The organism is Streptomyces sp. R35, assembly GCF_041053035.1.
In the GTDB taxonomy this organism is placed as follows: domain Bacteria; phylum Actinomycetota; class Actinomycetes; order Streptomycetales; family Streptomycetaceae; genus Streptomyces; species Streptomyces lutosisoli.
In genome coordinates this window covers 2,560,605-2,573,971 of sequence record NZ_CP163440.1, presented here as the reverse complement: position 1 = coordinate 2,573,971, position 13,367 = coordinate 2,560,605, and the positions used below count along the sequence as shown (strand labels likewise).

Genomic DNA, 13,367 nt, shown 5'->3' with positions numbered 1-13,367 from the left:
TCGCCCCCGTCCACCGTCGCAACCGCACCCGCATCGCGAGGAGACACCGTGGCAACCGACGCACCGCCACCCTCGAAAACCGGATCCCCACTCCCCTCCACCGAGGAGTTCACCGCGGTGCAGGCGAGCGCCGAGTTCGCCGAACTGCGCCGCTCCCACCGCTCCTTCGCCTTCCCGCTGACCGTCGGCTTCATCGTCTGGTACCTGCTGTACGTCCTGCTCTCGAACTACGCGGGCGACTTCATGGGCACCAAGCTGTTCGGCAACATCAATGTCGCCCTGGTGCTCGGCCTCGGCCAGTTCCTCACCACCTTCCTCATCGCCTGGTGGTACTCGCGGCACGCCGCCACCCGGCTCGACCCCAAGGCCGAGGCCATCAAGTCCCGGATGGAGGGCGGCGCATGAGCCCCGCGATCACCCTGGCCGCCGGTGAGGCCAGCCAGCACCGGCCGCTGATCATCACCCTCTTCGCGATGTTCGTCGCCGCGACCCTCGTCATCACCGTCTGGGCGGGCCGCCAGACCAAGGACGCCGCCGACTTCTACGCGGGCGGCCGCCAGTTCACCGGCTTCCAGAACGGCCTCGCCGTCTCCGGCGACTACATGTCCGCCGCGTCCTTCCTCGGCATCGCGGGCGCGATCGCCCTCTTCGGATACGACGGCTTCCTGTACTCCATCGGCTTCCTGGTTGCCTGGCTGGTGGCCCTGCTCCTGGTCGCCGAGCCGCTGCGCAACTCCGGCCGCTACACGATGGGCGACGTCCTCGCGTACCGCATGCGCCAGCGCCCGGTCCGTACGGCCGCGGGCACCTCCACGATCGTCGTGTCGATCTTCTACCTGCTGGCCCAGATGGCGGGCGCGGGCGTCCTTGTGTCGCTGCTCCTCGGCATCACCAGTGACGGCGGCAAGATCGGCATCGTCGCCCTCGTCGGCGTCCTGATGATCGTGTACGTCACCATCGGCGGCATGAAGGGCACCACCTGGGTGCAGATGGTCAAGGCGGTGCTGCTGATCGTCGGCGCCCTGCTGCTCACCTTCCTGGTCCTGCTGAAGTTCAACTTCAACATCTCCGACCTGCTCGGCAAGGCGGCCGACAACAGCGGCAAGGGCTCGCCCTTCCTGGAGCCCGGGCTCAAGTACGGCGCCACGTCCACGACCAAGCTGGACTTCATCTCCCTGAGCATGGCGCTGGTCCTGGGCACCGCGGGTCTGCCGCACATCCTGATCCGCTTCTACACGGTGCCCACGGCCAAGACCGCGCGGAAGTCCGTGAACTGGGCGATCGGCCTCATCGGCTGCTTCTACCTGATGACCCTCGCCCTCGGCTTCGGCGCCGCCGCGCTGATCAAACCGGACGAGATCATCGCCTCCAACAAGGCGGGCAACACGGCCGCGCCACTTCTGGCACTGCATCTGGGAGGCGTCGACTCCAACTGGGGCGCCATCCTGCTCGCCTCCATCTCGGCCGTCGCCTTCGCCACGATCCTCGCGGTCGTCGCGGGGCTGACACTGGCCTCGTCCTCCTCGTTCGCGCACGACATCTACGCGAACGTCATCAAGAAGGGGCAGGCCAGCGAGAAGCAGGAGATGAAGGCCGCCCGGTATGCGACGGTCGGCATCGGTGCCGTGTCCATCCTCCTGGGCGCCCTCGCCCGCGACCTGAACGTCGCCGGTCTGGTCGCGCTCGCCTTCGCCGTCGCCGCGTCCGCGAACCTGCCGACGATCCTCTACAGCCTCTTCTGGAAGCGGTTCACCACACAGGGCGCCCTCTGGTCGATCTACGGCGGCCTGGTCACGGCGGTCGGCCTGGTGCTGTTCTCGCCGGTCGTCTCGGGCAAACCCACGTCGATGTTCCCCGACGCCGACTTCCACTGGTTCGCGCTGGAGAACCCGGGCATCATCTCGATTCCGGTCGGCTTCCTGCTGGGCTGGCTGGGCACGATCCTGTCCAAGGAGGAGCCGGACGCCGGCAAGTACGCCGAGCTGGAGGTCCGCTCGCTCACGGGCACCGGGGCACACTGATTCGCCCCGCCGACGGCCGCGTCGTAGAGATCTACGACGCGGCCGCGCCGCGTCTCGTGGGATCCGGCCGGTGTTGATGTCAGTCGCGTCACGTAGGCTCGATCGTGTCGAGTAGAAGTGATCCGCATCGAGGGAGGGGGCCCACGTGCTCATTGACACCTTCGGCCGAGTGGCCACCGACCTGCGCGTCTCACTGACGGACCGGTGCAATCTGCGGTGTACGTACTGCATGCCCGAAGAGGGCCTGCAATGGCTGGCCAAGCCCGACCTGCTCACCGACGACGAGATCGTCCGCCTGATAGAGATCGCGGTCACCAGCCTCGGCATCACCGAGGTCCGCTTCACCGGTGGCGAGCCCCTGCTGCGCCCCGGCCTGGTGGGCATCGTCGAGCGGGTCGCCGCGCTCGCCCCCCGCCCCCAGATGTCCCTGACGACCAACGGCATCGGCCTCAAGCGCACCGCGACCGCCCTGAAGGCCGCGGGCCTGGACCGGGTGAACGTCTCGCTGGACACCCTGCGCCCCGACGTCTTCAAGACCCTCACCCGCCGTGACCGCCACAAGGACGTCATCGAGGGACTCGAAGCCGCCCGCGACGCCGGCCTGACCCCGGTCAAGGTCAACTCGGTCCTGATGCCGGGGCTGAACCAGGACGAGGCCCCGGACCTCCTCGCCTGGGCGGTGGAGCACGACTACGAGCTGCGCTTCATCGAGCAGATGCCCCTGGACGCCCAGCACGGCTGGAAGCGCGACGGCATGGTCACCGCGGGCGACATCCTCACCTCACTGCGTACGCGCTTCGACCTCACCGAGGAGGGCGCGGACGAGCGCGGCTCGGCTCCCGCCGAACGCTGGCTGGTGAACGGCGGCCCGCACCGCGTCGGCGTGATCGCCTCGGTCACCCGCCCGTTCTGCTCGGCCTGCGACCGTACGCGCCTCACGGCCGACGGCCAGGTCCGCACCTGCCTCTTCGCCACCGAGGAAACCGACCTGCGCGCCGCCCTCCGCTCGGACGCCCCCGACGAGGAGATAGCCCGCATATGGCGCCTCGCGATGTGGGGCAAGAAGGCGGGTGCGGGCCTGGACGACCCGTCGTTCGTGCAGCCGGAGAGGCCGATGTCGGCGATCGGCGGCTGACCCGGGCTTCGCCGGAGTCCGGCGGCCGGCCTCCCCGGGGAAGTCAGTGCCGGCCCTCCGGGTCTTCCCACTCGTCGAGCTTCACGACGTCCTTCAGGAACCCGCGTACACCCAGGAACTGGGACAGATGCTCGCGGTGCTCCTCGCACGCGAGCCATGTCTTGCGGCGCTCCGGCGTGTGCAGCTTCGGGTTGTTCCAGGCGAGCACCCACACGGCGTCGGCGCGGCAGCCCTTGGCAGAGCACTGCGGAGTGGTGGGAGCGGGGGACATGTCGGAGAGCGGGAAGTTCACGCCTCAACCCTAAGCGGCTCTGCGGCACGCCCTGAACGGCTCCGAAAAGGCGACGCCGAGCAGCCACGGGGGGAGCTGCCCGGCGTCGGTCCGTCGCTCCGACGGGGGATGCGGAGCGCGTACGAAGTATGTCACGGGAGACCCGCCGCCCGGCACTGGAACTACATGATTGATCTGAGCTTTTCTTGAGCTTGGTGCGTGGCCGGATTCCGTTTTCGGAGGATCCTCCGAGGTCAGCCAGGGGCCGGATCGGGGTCAGCTCATGTCCTGCGGCTCGCCCCGCAGCCGCGCTCCGGGGTCGGCCGCGACGTCTTCCGGGACGGATTCCGCGGAGCCGTCCTCCCGTGGCGGAGCGATCATCGGACGACTGGGGGCGGCGACGAACGTCGAGGGAAGCGAGGGCGCGTTCTCCCGGCCCGCGTTGGCGATGACCACGGCGATGTAGGGGAGGAGTATCCCGAGTACCAGTGCGACGAGCGCGACGTGCCGCTCGACGTTCCACAGGGTGGCTGCCAGGATCACTGAGACCGTGCGGACGGACATCGAGATGACGTAGCGGCGCTGCCTGCCCCGTACGTCCTCGTCGAGCCCCTGCCTGGCCCCGGTGATCCGGAAGACCTGACTGTTGCTCTGCTTCCGCATCGCGTTCCACCACCCGCCTGTGTCGGACGCTCCCCGGTCCGTACCGGTCCGAACCCCGTCAAGGAAGCAGGCCCGAACAGCCTCCACGTTACGCCGCGGCTGCGTCGCGTTCGAGACCGGGGCATGTCCCGACTGGGCGGACATGATGCGTCGTACCGCGTATGGCTCTACCCGACATGCGCCGTATGGCGGACAGCCCGAGACTGGGCGTACTGCTCACGTAGAGCCGTACTAGGAGGCAGACATGGGCTGGTTGTGGGCGATCATCGTCGGGTTCGTGCTGGGCCTGATCGCCAAGGCGATCCTTCCGGGCAAGCAGCACAGCCCGCTCTGGCTGACCACCATCTTCGGCATGATCGGCGCCATCGTGGGCAACGCGATCGCCCGCGCGGTCGGCGTCGACGCGACCAGAGGCATCGACTGGAGTCGGCACTTCTTCCAGCTCGTGGCCGCGCTCATCATCGTCTTCCTCGGCGACATGGCGTACGTGGCACTGCGGGGCAGCAAACAGAAAGCCTGACGGCAGGTACGACGAAGGGGGCGGACCTCCCACGCGGGAAGCCGCCCCCTTCGGTGTGTGTACGTGCGCTCAGCCGGCCTTGACCTCGACCGCCGCCAGGTTCTTCTTGCCCCGGCGCAGCACCAGCCAGCGCCCGTGCAGCAGGTCCTCCTTGGCGGGGACCGCGTCCTCGGCGGCGACCTTCACGTTGTTCACGTACGCCCCGCCCTCCTTGACCGTGCGGCGCGCGGCCGACTTGCTCGCCACCAGGCCGACCTCCGCGAAGAGATCCACGACGGGACCGAGCTCGGCGACCTGGATGTGCGGCACCTCGGAGAGGGCCGCGGCCAGCGTCTTCTCGTCGAGCTCAGCCAGCTCGCCCTGACCGAAAAGCGCCTTGGACGCGGCGATCACGGCGGCCGTCTGATCGGCGCCGTGCACCAGCGTCGTCAGCTCCTCGGCCAGCGCGCGCTGCGCGGCACGGGCCTGGGGACGCTCCTCGGTCTGCCTCTCCAGCTCTTCGAGTTCCTCGCGGGACTTGAAGGACAGGATGCGCAGGTAGGTCGAGACATCCCGGTCGTCCACGTTCAGCCAGAACTGGTAGAACGCGTACGGCGTCGTCATCTCGGGGTCGAGCCAGATGGCGCCGCCCTCGGTCTTGCCGAACTTGGTGCCGTCCGCCTTGGTCATCAGCGGCGTGGCCAGCGCGTGCACGTTGGCGTGCGGCTCCAGGCGGTGGATCAGATCGAGGCCCGCGGTGAGGTTGCCCCACTGGTCGCTGCCGCCCTGCTGGAGCGTGCAGCCGTGGCGTCGGTACAGCTCCAGGAAGTCCATGCCCTGCAGCAGCTGGTAACTGAACTCCGTGTAGCTGATGCCTTCCTCGGACTCCAGGCGCCGGGCCACGGAGTCCTTCGTCAGCATCTTGTTGACGCGGAAGTGCTTGCCGATGTCCCGCAGGAACTCGATGGCCGACAGGCCGGCCGTCCAGTCCAGGTTGTTCACCATGACCGCGGCGTTCTCGCCCTCGAAGGACAGGAACGGCTCGATCTGCGCGCGCAGCCGGGTCACCCAGTTCGCGACCGTCTCCGGGTCGTTCAGCGTGCGCTCGGCCGTCGGGCGCGGGTCGCCGATCTGGCCCGTCGCACCGCCGACCAGGGCGAGCGGGCGCAGGCCCGCCTGCTGGAGGCGGCGCATGGTCAGGACCTGCACCAGGTGGCCGACATGCAGGCTGGCCGCGGTCGGGTCGAAGCCGCAATAGAACGTGACGGGACCGTCCGCGAGCGCCTTGCGCAAAGCATTTTCGTCAGTGGACAGGGCGAAAAGGCCCCGCCACTTCAGCTCGTCGACGATGTCCGTCACGGTTCTCGTATCTCCTTGGGTGGTCTCGTGAATCAGGTACGAGGTTATACGCCCTGACTGACAGAGCTCATATTGAAGTCCGGCACCCGCAGCGCGGGCATCGCAGCCCTAGTGAACCAGTCGCTCCACTCCCTGGGCAGCGTCTTTTCCGTCCGCCCCGCCTCCGTCGCCCGCCCGAGCAGGTCCACCGGCGACTCGTTGAACCGGAAGTTGTTCACCTCGCCGACGACCTGGCCGTTCTCGACGAGGTAGACGCCGTCCCGGGTCAGCCCGGTCAGCAGCAGCGTCGCCGGGTCGACCTCGCGGATGTACCAGAGGCAGGTCAGCAGCAGACCGCGCTCGGTGGCGGCGACCATCTCCTCCAGGGATCGGTCCTCGCCGCCGTCCAGGATCAGGTTCCCGATGGTCGGGGCGACGGGCAGCCCGGTGAGACCCGCGCTGTGCCGGGTGGTGGACAGATGGGTCAGCGTGCCCTCACGGACCCAGTCCGTCGCGGACAGCGACAGCCCGTTGTCGAACACGGACGCGTCGTCCCCGGAGGAGTGCGCGAGCACGAAGGGGGCGGTCTCCAGGCCCGGCTCGTTCGGGTCGCTGCGCAGCGTCAGCGGCAGCTCGGTGAGCTTCTCGCCGACGCGGGTACCGCCACCGGGCTTGCTGAAGACCGTCCGGCCCTCGGCCGCGTCCCGGGCGGCCGCCGACCACATCTGGTAGATCAGCAGGTCCGCGACGGCGGTCGGCGGCAGCAGCGTCTCGTAGCGCCCCGCGGGCAGGTCGATACGCCGCTCGGCCCAGCCGAGCCGTACGGCCAGCTCGGCGTCCAGCGCTGCCGGATCGACGTCCTTGAAGTCCCGCGTCGACCGCCCCGCCCACGCCGACCGCGTACGGTCCGGCGACTTGGCGTTGAGCTCCAGCGTGCCCTTGGGCTGGTCGTGCCGCAGACGCAGCCCCGTCGACGTACCGAGATAGCTGGAGACGAGTTCGTGGTTGGCGAACCCGTACAGCTCACGGCCTCCCGCACGCGCGCGTGCGAACGATTCGCCGAGCGCCGGCGCGAAGTCCGCGAAGACGGCGGACGAGGTCTCGGCGGGCGCGTCCGTGAAGTCGGGGGACTCCGGTACGCCAGAGACGAGCGGCTGGGCATCCTCGGCCGGACCCGCGCCGCGGGCCGCCGCCTCCGCGGCCCGCACCAGCGGCTCCAGCTCGTCGGCGGTCACGGCCGAGCGCGAGACGACCCCGGACGCGGTGCCCTCACGGCCGTCGACCGTGGCGATCACGGTCAGCGTGCGCCCGCGCGTGACCCCGTTCGTGGTCAGCGCGTTGCCCGCCCAGCGCAGGTTGGCGGTCGACTCCTCGTCGGCGATCACCACACAGCCGTCGGCGCGGGACAGTTCGAGGGCGCGCTCGACGACCTCGTGCGGCTTGTTCGTACGCGCGCTCATCGACCGGCCTCCTGCGTGGTGTTCAGAATGTTGACGCCCTTGAAGAGGGCCGACGGGCAGCCGTGCGAGACCGCCGCGACCTGACCCGGCTGGGCCTTGCCGCAGTTGAAGGCACCGCCCAGGACATACGTCTGCGGGCCGCCCACCGCGGCCATCGAACCCCAGAAGTCGGTGGTCGTCGCCTGGTACGCGACATCGCGCAGCTGGCCGGTGATCCGACCGTTCTCGATCTTGAAGAACCGCTGCCCGGTGAACTGGAAGTTGTAGCGCTGCATGTCGATGGACCAGGACCGGTCACCGACGACATAGATGCCGCGGTCGACGCTCCCGATGAGATCCTCCGTCGACATCCCGGCCGGATCCGGCTGCAGGGACACATTGGCCATGCGCTGCACGGGCACATGGCCGGGGGAGTCGGCGTACGCGCATCCGTTGGACCGCTCGAAGCCGGTCAGCCTGGCGATGCGCCGGTCCAGCTGGTACCCGACGAGCGTCCCGTCCTTGACGAGGTCCCAGGACTGCCCGGCCACCCCCTCGTCGTCGAATCCGACGGTCGCGAGGCCGTGTTCGGCGGTGCGGTCGCCGGTGACGTTCATCAGCTCGGATCCGTACCGCAGCTTGCCCAGCTGGTCGAAGGTGGCGAAGGAGGTGCCGGCGTACGCGGCCTCGTAGCCCAGCGCGCGGTCCAGCTCGGTGGCATGGCCGATGGACTCGTGGATGGTCAGCCACAGGTTGGACGGGTCGACGACGAGGTCGTACACGCCCGCCTCGACGCTCGGCGCCCGCATCTTCTCGGCGAGCAGCTCCGGGATCTGCTCGAGCTCGGACTCCCAGTCCCAGCCGGTGCCCGTCAGGTACTCCCAGCCGCGCCCCACCGGCGGCGCGATCGTCCGCATGGAGTCGAACTCGCCGCTGGACTCGTCGACGGCGACGGCGGTGAGCTGCGGGTGCAGCCGCACGCGCTGCTGTGTGGTCACGGTCCCGGCGGTGTCGGCATAGAACTTGTTCTCGTGCACGGTCAGCAGCGAGGCGTCGACGTGATTGACACCGTCGGCCGCCAGCAGCCGCGCGCTCCAGTCCGCGAGCAGCCCGGCCTTCTCCTCGGCCGGCACGGAGAAGGGATCGATGTCGTACGACGAGATCCACGTCTTCTCGGCGTGCACCGGCTCGTCCGCCAGCTCCACGCGCTCGTCCGACCCGGCCGCCTTGATCACCTGGGCCGACAGCTTCGCCATCGCCACGGCCTGCGACGCCACCTTCGCGGCGGCGTCCATCGTCAGATCCACACCCGACGCGAACCCCCAGGTCCCGCCGTGCACCACCCGCACCGCGTACCCCAGGTCCGTGGTGTCCGACGACCCGGCGGGCTTGGCGTCCCGCAGCCGCCAGGCCGCACTGCGCACCCGCTCGAACCGGAAGTCCGCGTGGTCGGCGCCCAGCGCACGCGCGCGTGCGAGCGCGGCGTCGGCCAGGGCGCGCAGCGGTAGCGCCGTGAAGGCTTCGTCGATGGAATGAGGCACGGAGGTCTCCCTGCTGTCGTGGCCTGTCGGGTCCGATCATGTCGCGCGGACGGGCCCGGCGGCCACGTCTTTCCGTTCGCAGGCCGCATCTTTCGGCCGCGCGGCCAGCACTTTCTGTAGGAATCCGACAGCGAGTCCCCGGTCCCACTGTCGGTGCCCGATTCTCCGCGCGGCGGAGCTGACCGATAGGTTTTCGGTGAAGGCGCCTGTCTTGCAGGGGTTCCGTCCGCTATCGAAAGGGTGATCCGTTGAGCCGCTCGGTTCTCGTCACCGGAGGCAACCGGGGCATCGGCCTCGCCATCGCCCGCGCGTTCGCCGACGCCGGCGACAAGGTCGCCATCACATACCGCTCCGGTGAGCCGCCGGCCGGCTTCCTGGCCGTCAAGTGCGACATCACCGACACCGAGCAGGTGGAGCAGGCCTACAAGGAGATCGAGGCCGAGCACGGCCCGGTCGAGGTCCTCGTCGCCAACGCCGGCGTCACCAAGGACCAGCTGCTGATGCGCATGTCCGAGGAAGACTTCACCTCGGTCATCGACACCAACCTCACCGGCGCCTTCCGCGTCGTCAAGCGCGCCAACCGCGGCATGCTGCGCGCCAAGAAGGGCCGCGTCGTCCTCATCTCGTCGGTCGTCGGGCTGCTCGGCTCGGCGGGGCAGGCGAACTACGCCGCCTCCAAGGCCGCCCTGGTCGGCTTCGCGCGCTCGCTCGCCCGGGAGCTCGGCTCCCGCAACATCACCTTCAACGTCGTCGCGCCCGGCTTCGTCGACACGGACATGACCCAGGCGCTCACCGACGAGCAGCGTGCGAACATCGTGTCGCAGGTGCCGCTGGGCCGGTACGCGCAGCCCGAGGAGATCGCCGCGACGGTGCGGTTCCTTGCCTCGGACGACGCCTCGTACATCACTGGAGCCGTCATCCCCGTTGACGGCGGACTGGGAATGGGTCACTGAACACCATGAGCGGAATTCTCGAGGGCAAGCGCGTCCTGATCACCGGTGTGCTGATGGAGTCCTCCATCGCCTTCCACACCGCCAAGCTGGCACAGGAGCAGGGCGCCGAGATCATCCTGACCGCGTTCCCGCGGCCCACGCTGACCGAGCGCATCGCCAAGAAGCTCCCGAAGCCCACCAAGGTCCTTGAGCTCGACGTGACCAATGAGGAGCACCTCGGGCGCCTGGCCGACCTCGTCGGCGAGGAGCTCGGCGGCCTCGACGGCGTCGTGCACTCCATCGGCTTCGCCCCGCAGGACGCCCTCGGCGGCAACTTCCTCAACACCCCGTTCGAGTCCGTCGCCACCGCCATGCACGTGTCGGCGTACTCCCTGAAGTCCCTCACCATGGCCTGCCTGCCGCTGATGCAGAACGGCGGCTCGGTCGTCGGCCTCACCTTCGACGCCCAGTACGCCTGGCCGCAGTACGACTGGATGGGCCCGGCCAAGGCCGCCCTGGAGGCCACCAGCCGCTACATGGCCCGCGACCTGGGCAAGCAGAACATCCGCTGCAACCTCATTTCCGCCGGCCCCATCGGCTCCATGGCCGCCAAGTCCATCCCGGGCTTCGGCGAGCTCGCCGCCGTGTGGGACTCCCGCGCGCCCCTGGAGTGGGACCTCAAGGACCCGGAGCCGGCCGGCCGCGGTGTCGTCGCCCTGCTGAGCGACTGGTTCCCGAAGACCACGGGCGAGATCATCCACGTGGACGGCGGTCTGCACGCGATCGGCGCGTAAACGCTTACGCGAGCGTTTACGTACGCGGGCCCTGCGGCTCTCGTACGCCGATGACGCCCCGTTTCCCGCAGTGCGCGGGGAGCGGGGCGTCACCCATTAGGCCCACCGGCCGGGCGGAGGAGGTGGGTAACTGCGCACTCTGGATTACGCGTTCCGTACGCGTTCCCTCCCCAGCACGGCCGAGGAGGTCTCCCTTGTGCGCCTGTTCCCCCGCTTCGCCCCGGTGCTGGCCGCTGTCGCTCTCGTGATGGCCCTGCCGTACGACGCCACGCCGCACGCGCGCGTGGAGGCCGAAAAACCCGCTGCTCCGCAGCTTTTCGGAGCCGAGTGCCGCACCACCGTCACCGGCTCCCATGTGGTCGCGTACTGCCACAACCCGTATCCGGAGACCGACCGCGTCAGCCTGCACGTCGAGTGCGACCGCTGGTGGGACATCGACAGCGACGGCGCGCCGGTCGACGCGGAACCCGCCATGACGGTGCGGCTCACCGGACGATGCTGGGAGGAGATCCGCTCGGCCTGGGTCAGCCACCAGAAGTGACGTCCCGGGTCAGCCGGAAGTGCCGTCCGGGTCCTTCGGGCCGAGCCGTCCCGGACGGCACAGGAACGGATAGCCCGCGGCCTCCGTGGCGGCCGCCTCCGCGTCGCCCGAGCGGATCGCGTCGACGAGCCGGGCGTGGTCCATGTACGTCTCCGGCGTCAGCTTCTCGCCGACGTCCTCGCGCAGCCAGTCGCGCAGCACCTCGCCCAGATCCGCGTACATGGCCGTCATGACGTCGTTGTGGGACGCGGCCACCACCGCCAGATGGAAGGTCGCGTCGGCGGTCACGAAGGCCTCCGCGTCGCCGGACTCCCACGCCTCCTCGCGGCGTACGAGGAGCGCGTCCAGCTGCTTGAGATCGCGCTCGGTGCGCCGCTCGGCGGCCAGCTCGGCGGCGCTCGACTCCAGCGTGGAGCGCAGCTCGGCGATGTGCCGCGGGTCGGCGTCCGCGAAGCGGCGGTGCATCACACCCGCCAGCTCGCTGGTCGCCACGACATAGGTGCCGGAGCCCTGGCGGATGTCGAGCAGGCCGTTGTGGGCCAGCGCGCGCACCGCCTCGCGGACCGTGTTGCGGGCGACGCCGAGTTGCTCGACCAGCTCCGGCTCGGTGGGGATGCGGGAGCCCACCGGCCACTCACCCGAGGTGATCTGGTTCCGCAGCTCGGCGATGACCTGCTCGGACAGCGCCGAACGGCGGGGGTGGCTCAGCGGCATGGCGGTCCTTCATACGGGCCCGGGGTGGTCGGTCGCGCGGGGCCGGAGATTCCGGAGATTAACGCAACGGCATTGGACAGCCAATCATCCCATGATTCTATGATGGGCGGCATGACTGGCGAGAAGACCCGGACGATGACGTCCACGCCGATACGCACCTCCGCAGGCACGGAGTCCGAGAACGAGACACCCGCCACGCGCGCGTGGACGACGCGTCTGGTGGTCGTCGGCATCGTCCTCGCCGCCCTCAACCTGCGCCCCGCGATCACCAGCCTCGGCGCCCTCCTCGAAGAGGTGCGCGGCGGGCTCGGCATGAGCGGCAGCGTCGCCGGACTGCTCACCTCCGTACCGCCGCTCTGCTTCGCCGTCTTCGGCGTCATGGCACCGCGGCTCGCCCGCCGCTTCGGACCCGGCGCGGTCGTCTGCGCGGGCATGGTCGCCATCACGGCGGGCCTGGCGATCCGGCCGTACGCCGGGAACACGGCCGGCTTCCTGGCCGCCAGCGCGCTCGCCCTGATGGGCATCGCCGTCAGCAACGTCCTGATGCCGGTGATCGTCAAGCGCTGGTTCCCGGACCGGGTCGGCTCCATGACCGGCCTGTACTCGATGGCCCTCGCGCTCGGCACCTCGACCGCGGCCGCGGTGACCGTGCCCATGACCGACGCCCTGGGCGGCAGCTGGCAGTCCGGGCTCGCGGTGTGGGCGGGGCTCGCGGCGGCGGCCATAGTGCCGTGGATCGCGCTAGTACGCGCGCGGGGCGCCGAATCCGTAAGCGGCTCCACCGCCCCGCGTACCGACGCCGGGACCCGTACGCCTGCCCGGCACGAGCCCGACGAGTTCCGCATCACCCGCAGCCGTACCGCCTGGGCACTCGCCGTCTTCTTCGGACTCCAGGCCACCGCCGCGTACATCACGATGGGCTGGATGGCGCAGATCTTCCGCGACGCGGGCGTCTCGGCCGGCACCGCGGGACTGCTCCTCGCCGTCACGATGGTGATGGGTGTGCCGCTGGCCTTCGTCATCCCGCGCCTGGCCACGCGGCTGCCCCACCAGGGGCCGATCGTGGTCGCACTCGGCGCCTGCGGACTCGCCGGATACGCCGGCCTCTACTTCGCCCCCGCGGGCGGCGCCTGGGCCTGGGCCCTGCTGCTCGGCGTCTCCAACTGCGCCTTCCCGCTGGCCCTCACCATGGTCGGCATGCGGGCCAGGACCGGCGCGGGCGTCGCCAAGCTCTCGGCGTTCGCCCAGAGCACCGGCTATCTGCTCTCGATCCCGGGCCCGCTGCTGGTGGGCGTCCTCTACCAGCACAGCGGCGGCTGGGGCCTGCCGCTCATCCTCATGGCAGGACTGATGGTCCCGCAGATCGCGGTGGGCATCCTGGCGGGCCGCAACCGCACGGTGGAGGACGAGGCGGCTCGCCGGCCTCGGTCCTGACGCGCCGACCCCCCTCCTGAGGGGGCGGACGAAGGGTGCGAGACT

At 69.8% G+C, this 13,367-nt stretch carries 14 protein-coding genes; 8 read left to right on the top strand and 6 right to left on the bottom strand.

The window, feature by feature from the left end; genetic code table 11:
- Nucleotides 1-48 precede the first annotated feature (48 nt).
- The 3 genes from AB5J50_RS12000 to moaA all read left to right on the top strand — a co-directional run bounded on the left by AB5J50_RS12000 (nucleotide 49) and on the right by moaA (nucleotide 3,156).
- On the top strand, nucleotides 49-405 hold the full coding sequence (locus AB5J50_RS12000) for a DUF485 domain-containing protein (RefSeq protein ID WP_369257384.1): 357 nt from the start codon (nucleotides 49-51) through the stop codon (nucleotides 403-405).
- Nucleotides 402-2,021 (top strand): cation acetate symporter, encoded by a 1,620-nt coding sequence (locus AB5J50_RS11995; protein ID WP_369257382.1) that lies wholly within the window; start codon nucleotides 402-404, stop codon nucleotides 2,019-2,021. The genes AB5J50_RS12000 and AB5J50_RS11995 overlap by 4 nt, the downstream gene beginning before the upstream one ends.
- Before the next feature lie 145 nt (nucleotides 2,022-2,166).
- Nucleotides 2,167-3,156 carry a GTP 3',8-cyclase MoaA gene (gene moaA / locus AB5J50_RS11990; protein WP_327427698.1) on the top strand — a complete coding sequence of 330 codons (990 nt, stop codon included), beginning with the start codon at nucleotides 2,167-2,169 and terminating at the stop codon, nucleotides 3,154-3,156.
- A 43-nt stretch (nucleotides 3,157-3,199) separates the two neighbouring features.
- On the opposite strand, the gene AB5J50_RS11985 is transcribed toward moaA, so the two are convergent.
- Both AB5J50_RS11985 and AB5J50_RS11980 read right to left on the bottom strand, forming a co-directional pair.
- Entirely contained in the window at nucleotides 3,200-3,427 is a 228-nt protein-coding gene (locus tag AB5J50_RS11985; RefSeq protein WP_327434954.1) for a hypothetical protein, read from the bottom strand.
- A 276-nt stretch (nucleotides 3,428-3,703) separates the two neighbouring features.
- Nucleotides 3,704-4,090 (bottom strand): DUF3099 domain-containing protein, encoded by a 387-nt coding sequence (locus AB5J50_RS11980; RefSeq protein WP_369257380.1) that lies wholly within the window; start codon nucleotides 4,088-4,090, stop codon nucleotides 3,704-3,706.
- Between the two features lie 244 nt (nucleotides 4,091-4,334).
- On the opposite strand from AB5J50_RS11980, the gene AB5J50_RS11975 reads away from it, so the two are divergent.
- Nucleotides 4,335-4,610, top strand: a complete 276-nt coding sequence (locus AB5J50_RS11975; RefSeq protein WP_369257378.1) for a GlsB/YeaQ/YmgE family stress response membrane protein — start codon at nucleotides 4,335-4,337, stop codon at nucleotides 4,608-4,610.
- Nucleotides 4,611-4,679: 69 nt separating this feature from the next.
- Here AB5J50_RS11975 and tyrS read toward each other — a convergent pair whose 3' ends face one another.
- The 3 genes from tyrS to AB5J50_RS11960 are packed head-to-tail and all read right to left on the bottom strand — an operon-like array spanning nucleotide 4,680 to nucleotide 8,907.
- Nucleotides 4,680-5,948, bottom strand: coding sequence for a tyrosine--tRNA ligase (gene tyrS, locus AB5J50_RS11970; RefSeq protein WP_369257376.1), 1,269 nt, complete (start codon nucleotides 5,946-5,948; stop codon nucleotides 4,680-4,682).
- Between the two features lie 44 nt (nucleotides 5,949-5,992).
- The gene (locus AB5J50_RS11965) at nucleotides 5,993-7,387 is read right to left on the bottom strand and encodes a metallopeptidase TldD-related protein (RefSeq protein WP_369257374.1); all 1,395 of its coding nucleotides are present in this window, start codon (nucleotides 7,385-7,387) and stop codon (nucleotides 5,993-5,995) included.
- Entirely contained in the window at nucleotides 7,384-8,907 is a 1,524-nt protein-coding gene (locus tag AB5J50_RS11960; RefSeq protein ID WP_369257372.1) for a TldD/PmbA family protein, read from the bottom strand. Before AB5J50_RS11960 ends, AB5J50_RS11965 begins: the two co-directional genes overlap by 4 nt.
- A gap of 248 nt (nucleotides 8,908-9,155) precedes the next feature.
- Here AB5J50_RS11960 and fabG point away from each other — a divergent pair, with 248 nt between their 5' ends.
- The 3 genes from fabG to AB5J50_RS11945 all read left to right on the top strand — a co-directional run bounded on the left by fabG (nucleotide 9,156) and on the right by AB5J50_RS11945 (nucleotide 11,174).
- On the top strand, nucleotides 9,156-9,860 hold the full coding sequence (gene fabG, locus AB5J50_RS11955; protein WP_369257370.1) for a 3-oxoacyl-[acyl-carrier-protein] reductase: 705 nt from the start codon (nucleotides 9,156-9,158) through the stop codon (nucleotides 9,858-9,860).
- Between the two features lie 5 nt (nucleotides 9,861-9,865).
- Nucleotides 9,866-10,633, top strand: a complete 768-nt coding sequence (gene fabI, locus AB5J50_RS11950; protein WP_327427691.1) for an enoyl-ACP reductase FabI — start codon at nucleotides 9,866-9,868, stop codon at nucleotides 10,631-10,633.
- A gap of 247 nt (nucleotides 10,634-10,880) precedes the next feature.
- Nucleotides 10,881-11,174 (top strand): hypothetical protein, encoded by a 294-nt coding sequence (locus AB5J50_RS11945; protein ID WP_327434953.1) that lies wholly within the window; start codon nucleotides 10,881-10,883, stop codon nucleotides 11,172-11,174.
- A gap of 9 nt (nucleotides 11,175-11,183) precedes the next feature.
- Here AB5J50_RS11945 and AB5J50_RS11940 read toward each other — a convergent pair whose 3' ends face one another.
- Complete coding sequence (locus AB5J50_RS11940) at nucleotides 11,184-11,888, bottom strand: FadR/GntR family transcriptional regulator (RefSeq protein WP_327427690.1); 705 nt, start codon at nucleotides 11,886-11,888, stop codon at nucleotides 11,184-11,186.
- 99 nt (nucleotides 11,889-11,987) lie between these two features.
- Here AB5J50_RS11940 and AB5J50_RS11935 point away from each other — a divergent pair, with 99 nt between their 5' ends.
- A complete protein-coding gene (locus AB5J50_RS11935) occupies nucleotides 11,988-13,322 on the top strand; it encodes a CynX/NimT family MFS transporter (protein ID WP_369257367.1) in 1,335 nt (444 codons plus the stop codon).
- The last annotated feature ends 45 nt before the right edge of the window (nucleotides 13,323-13,367 follow it).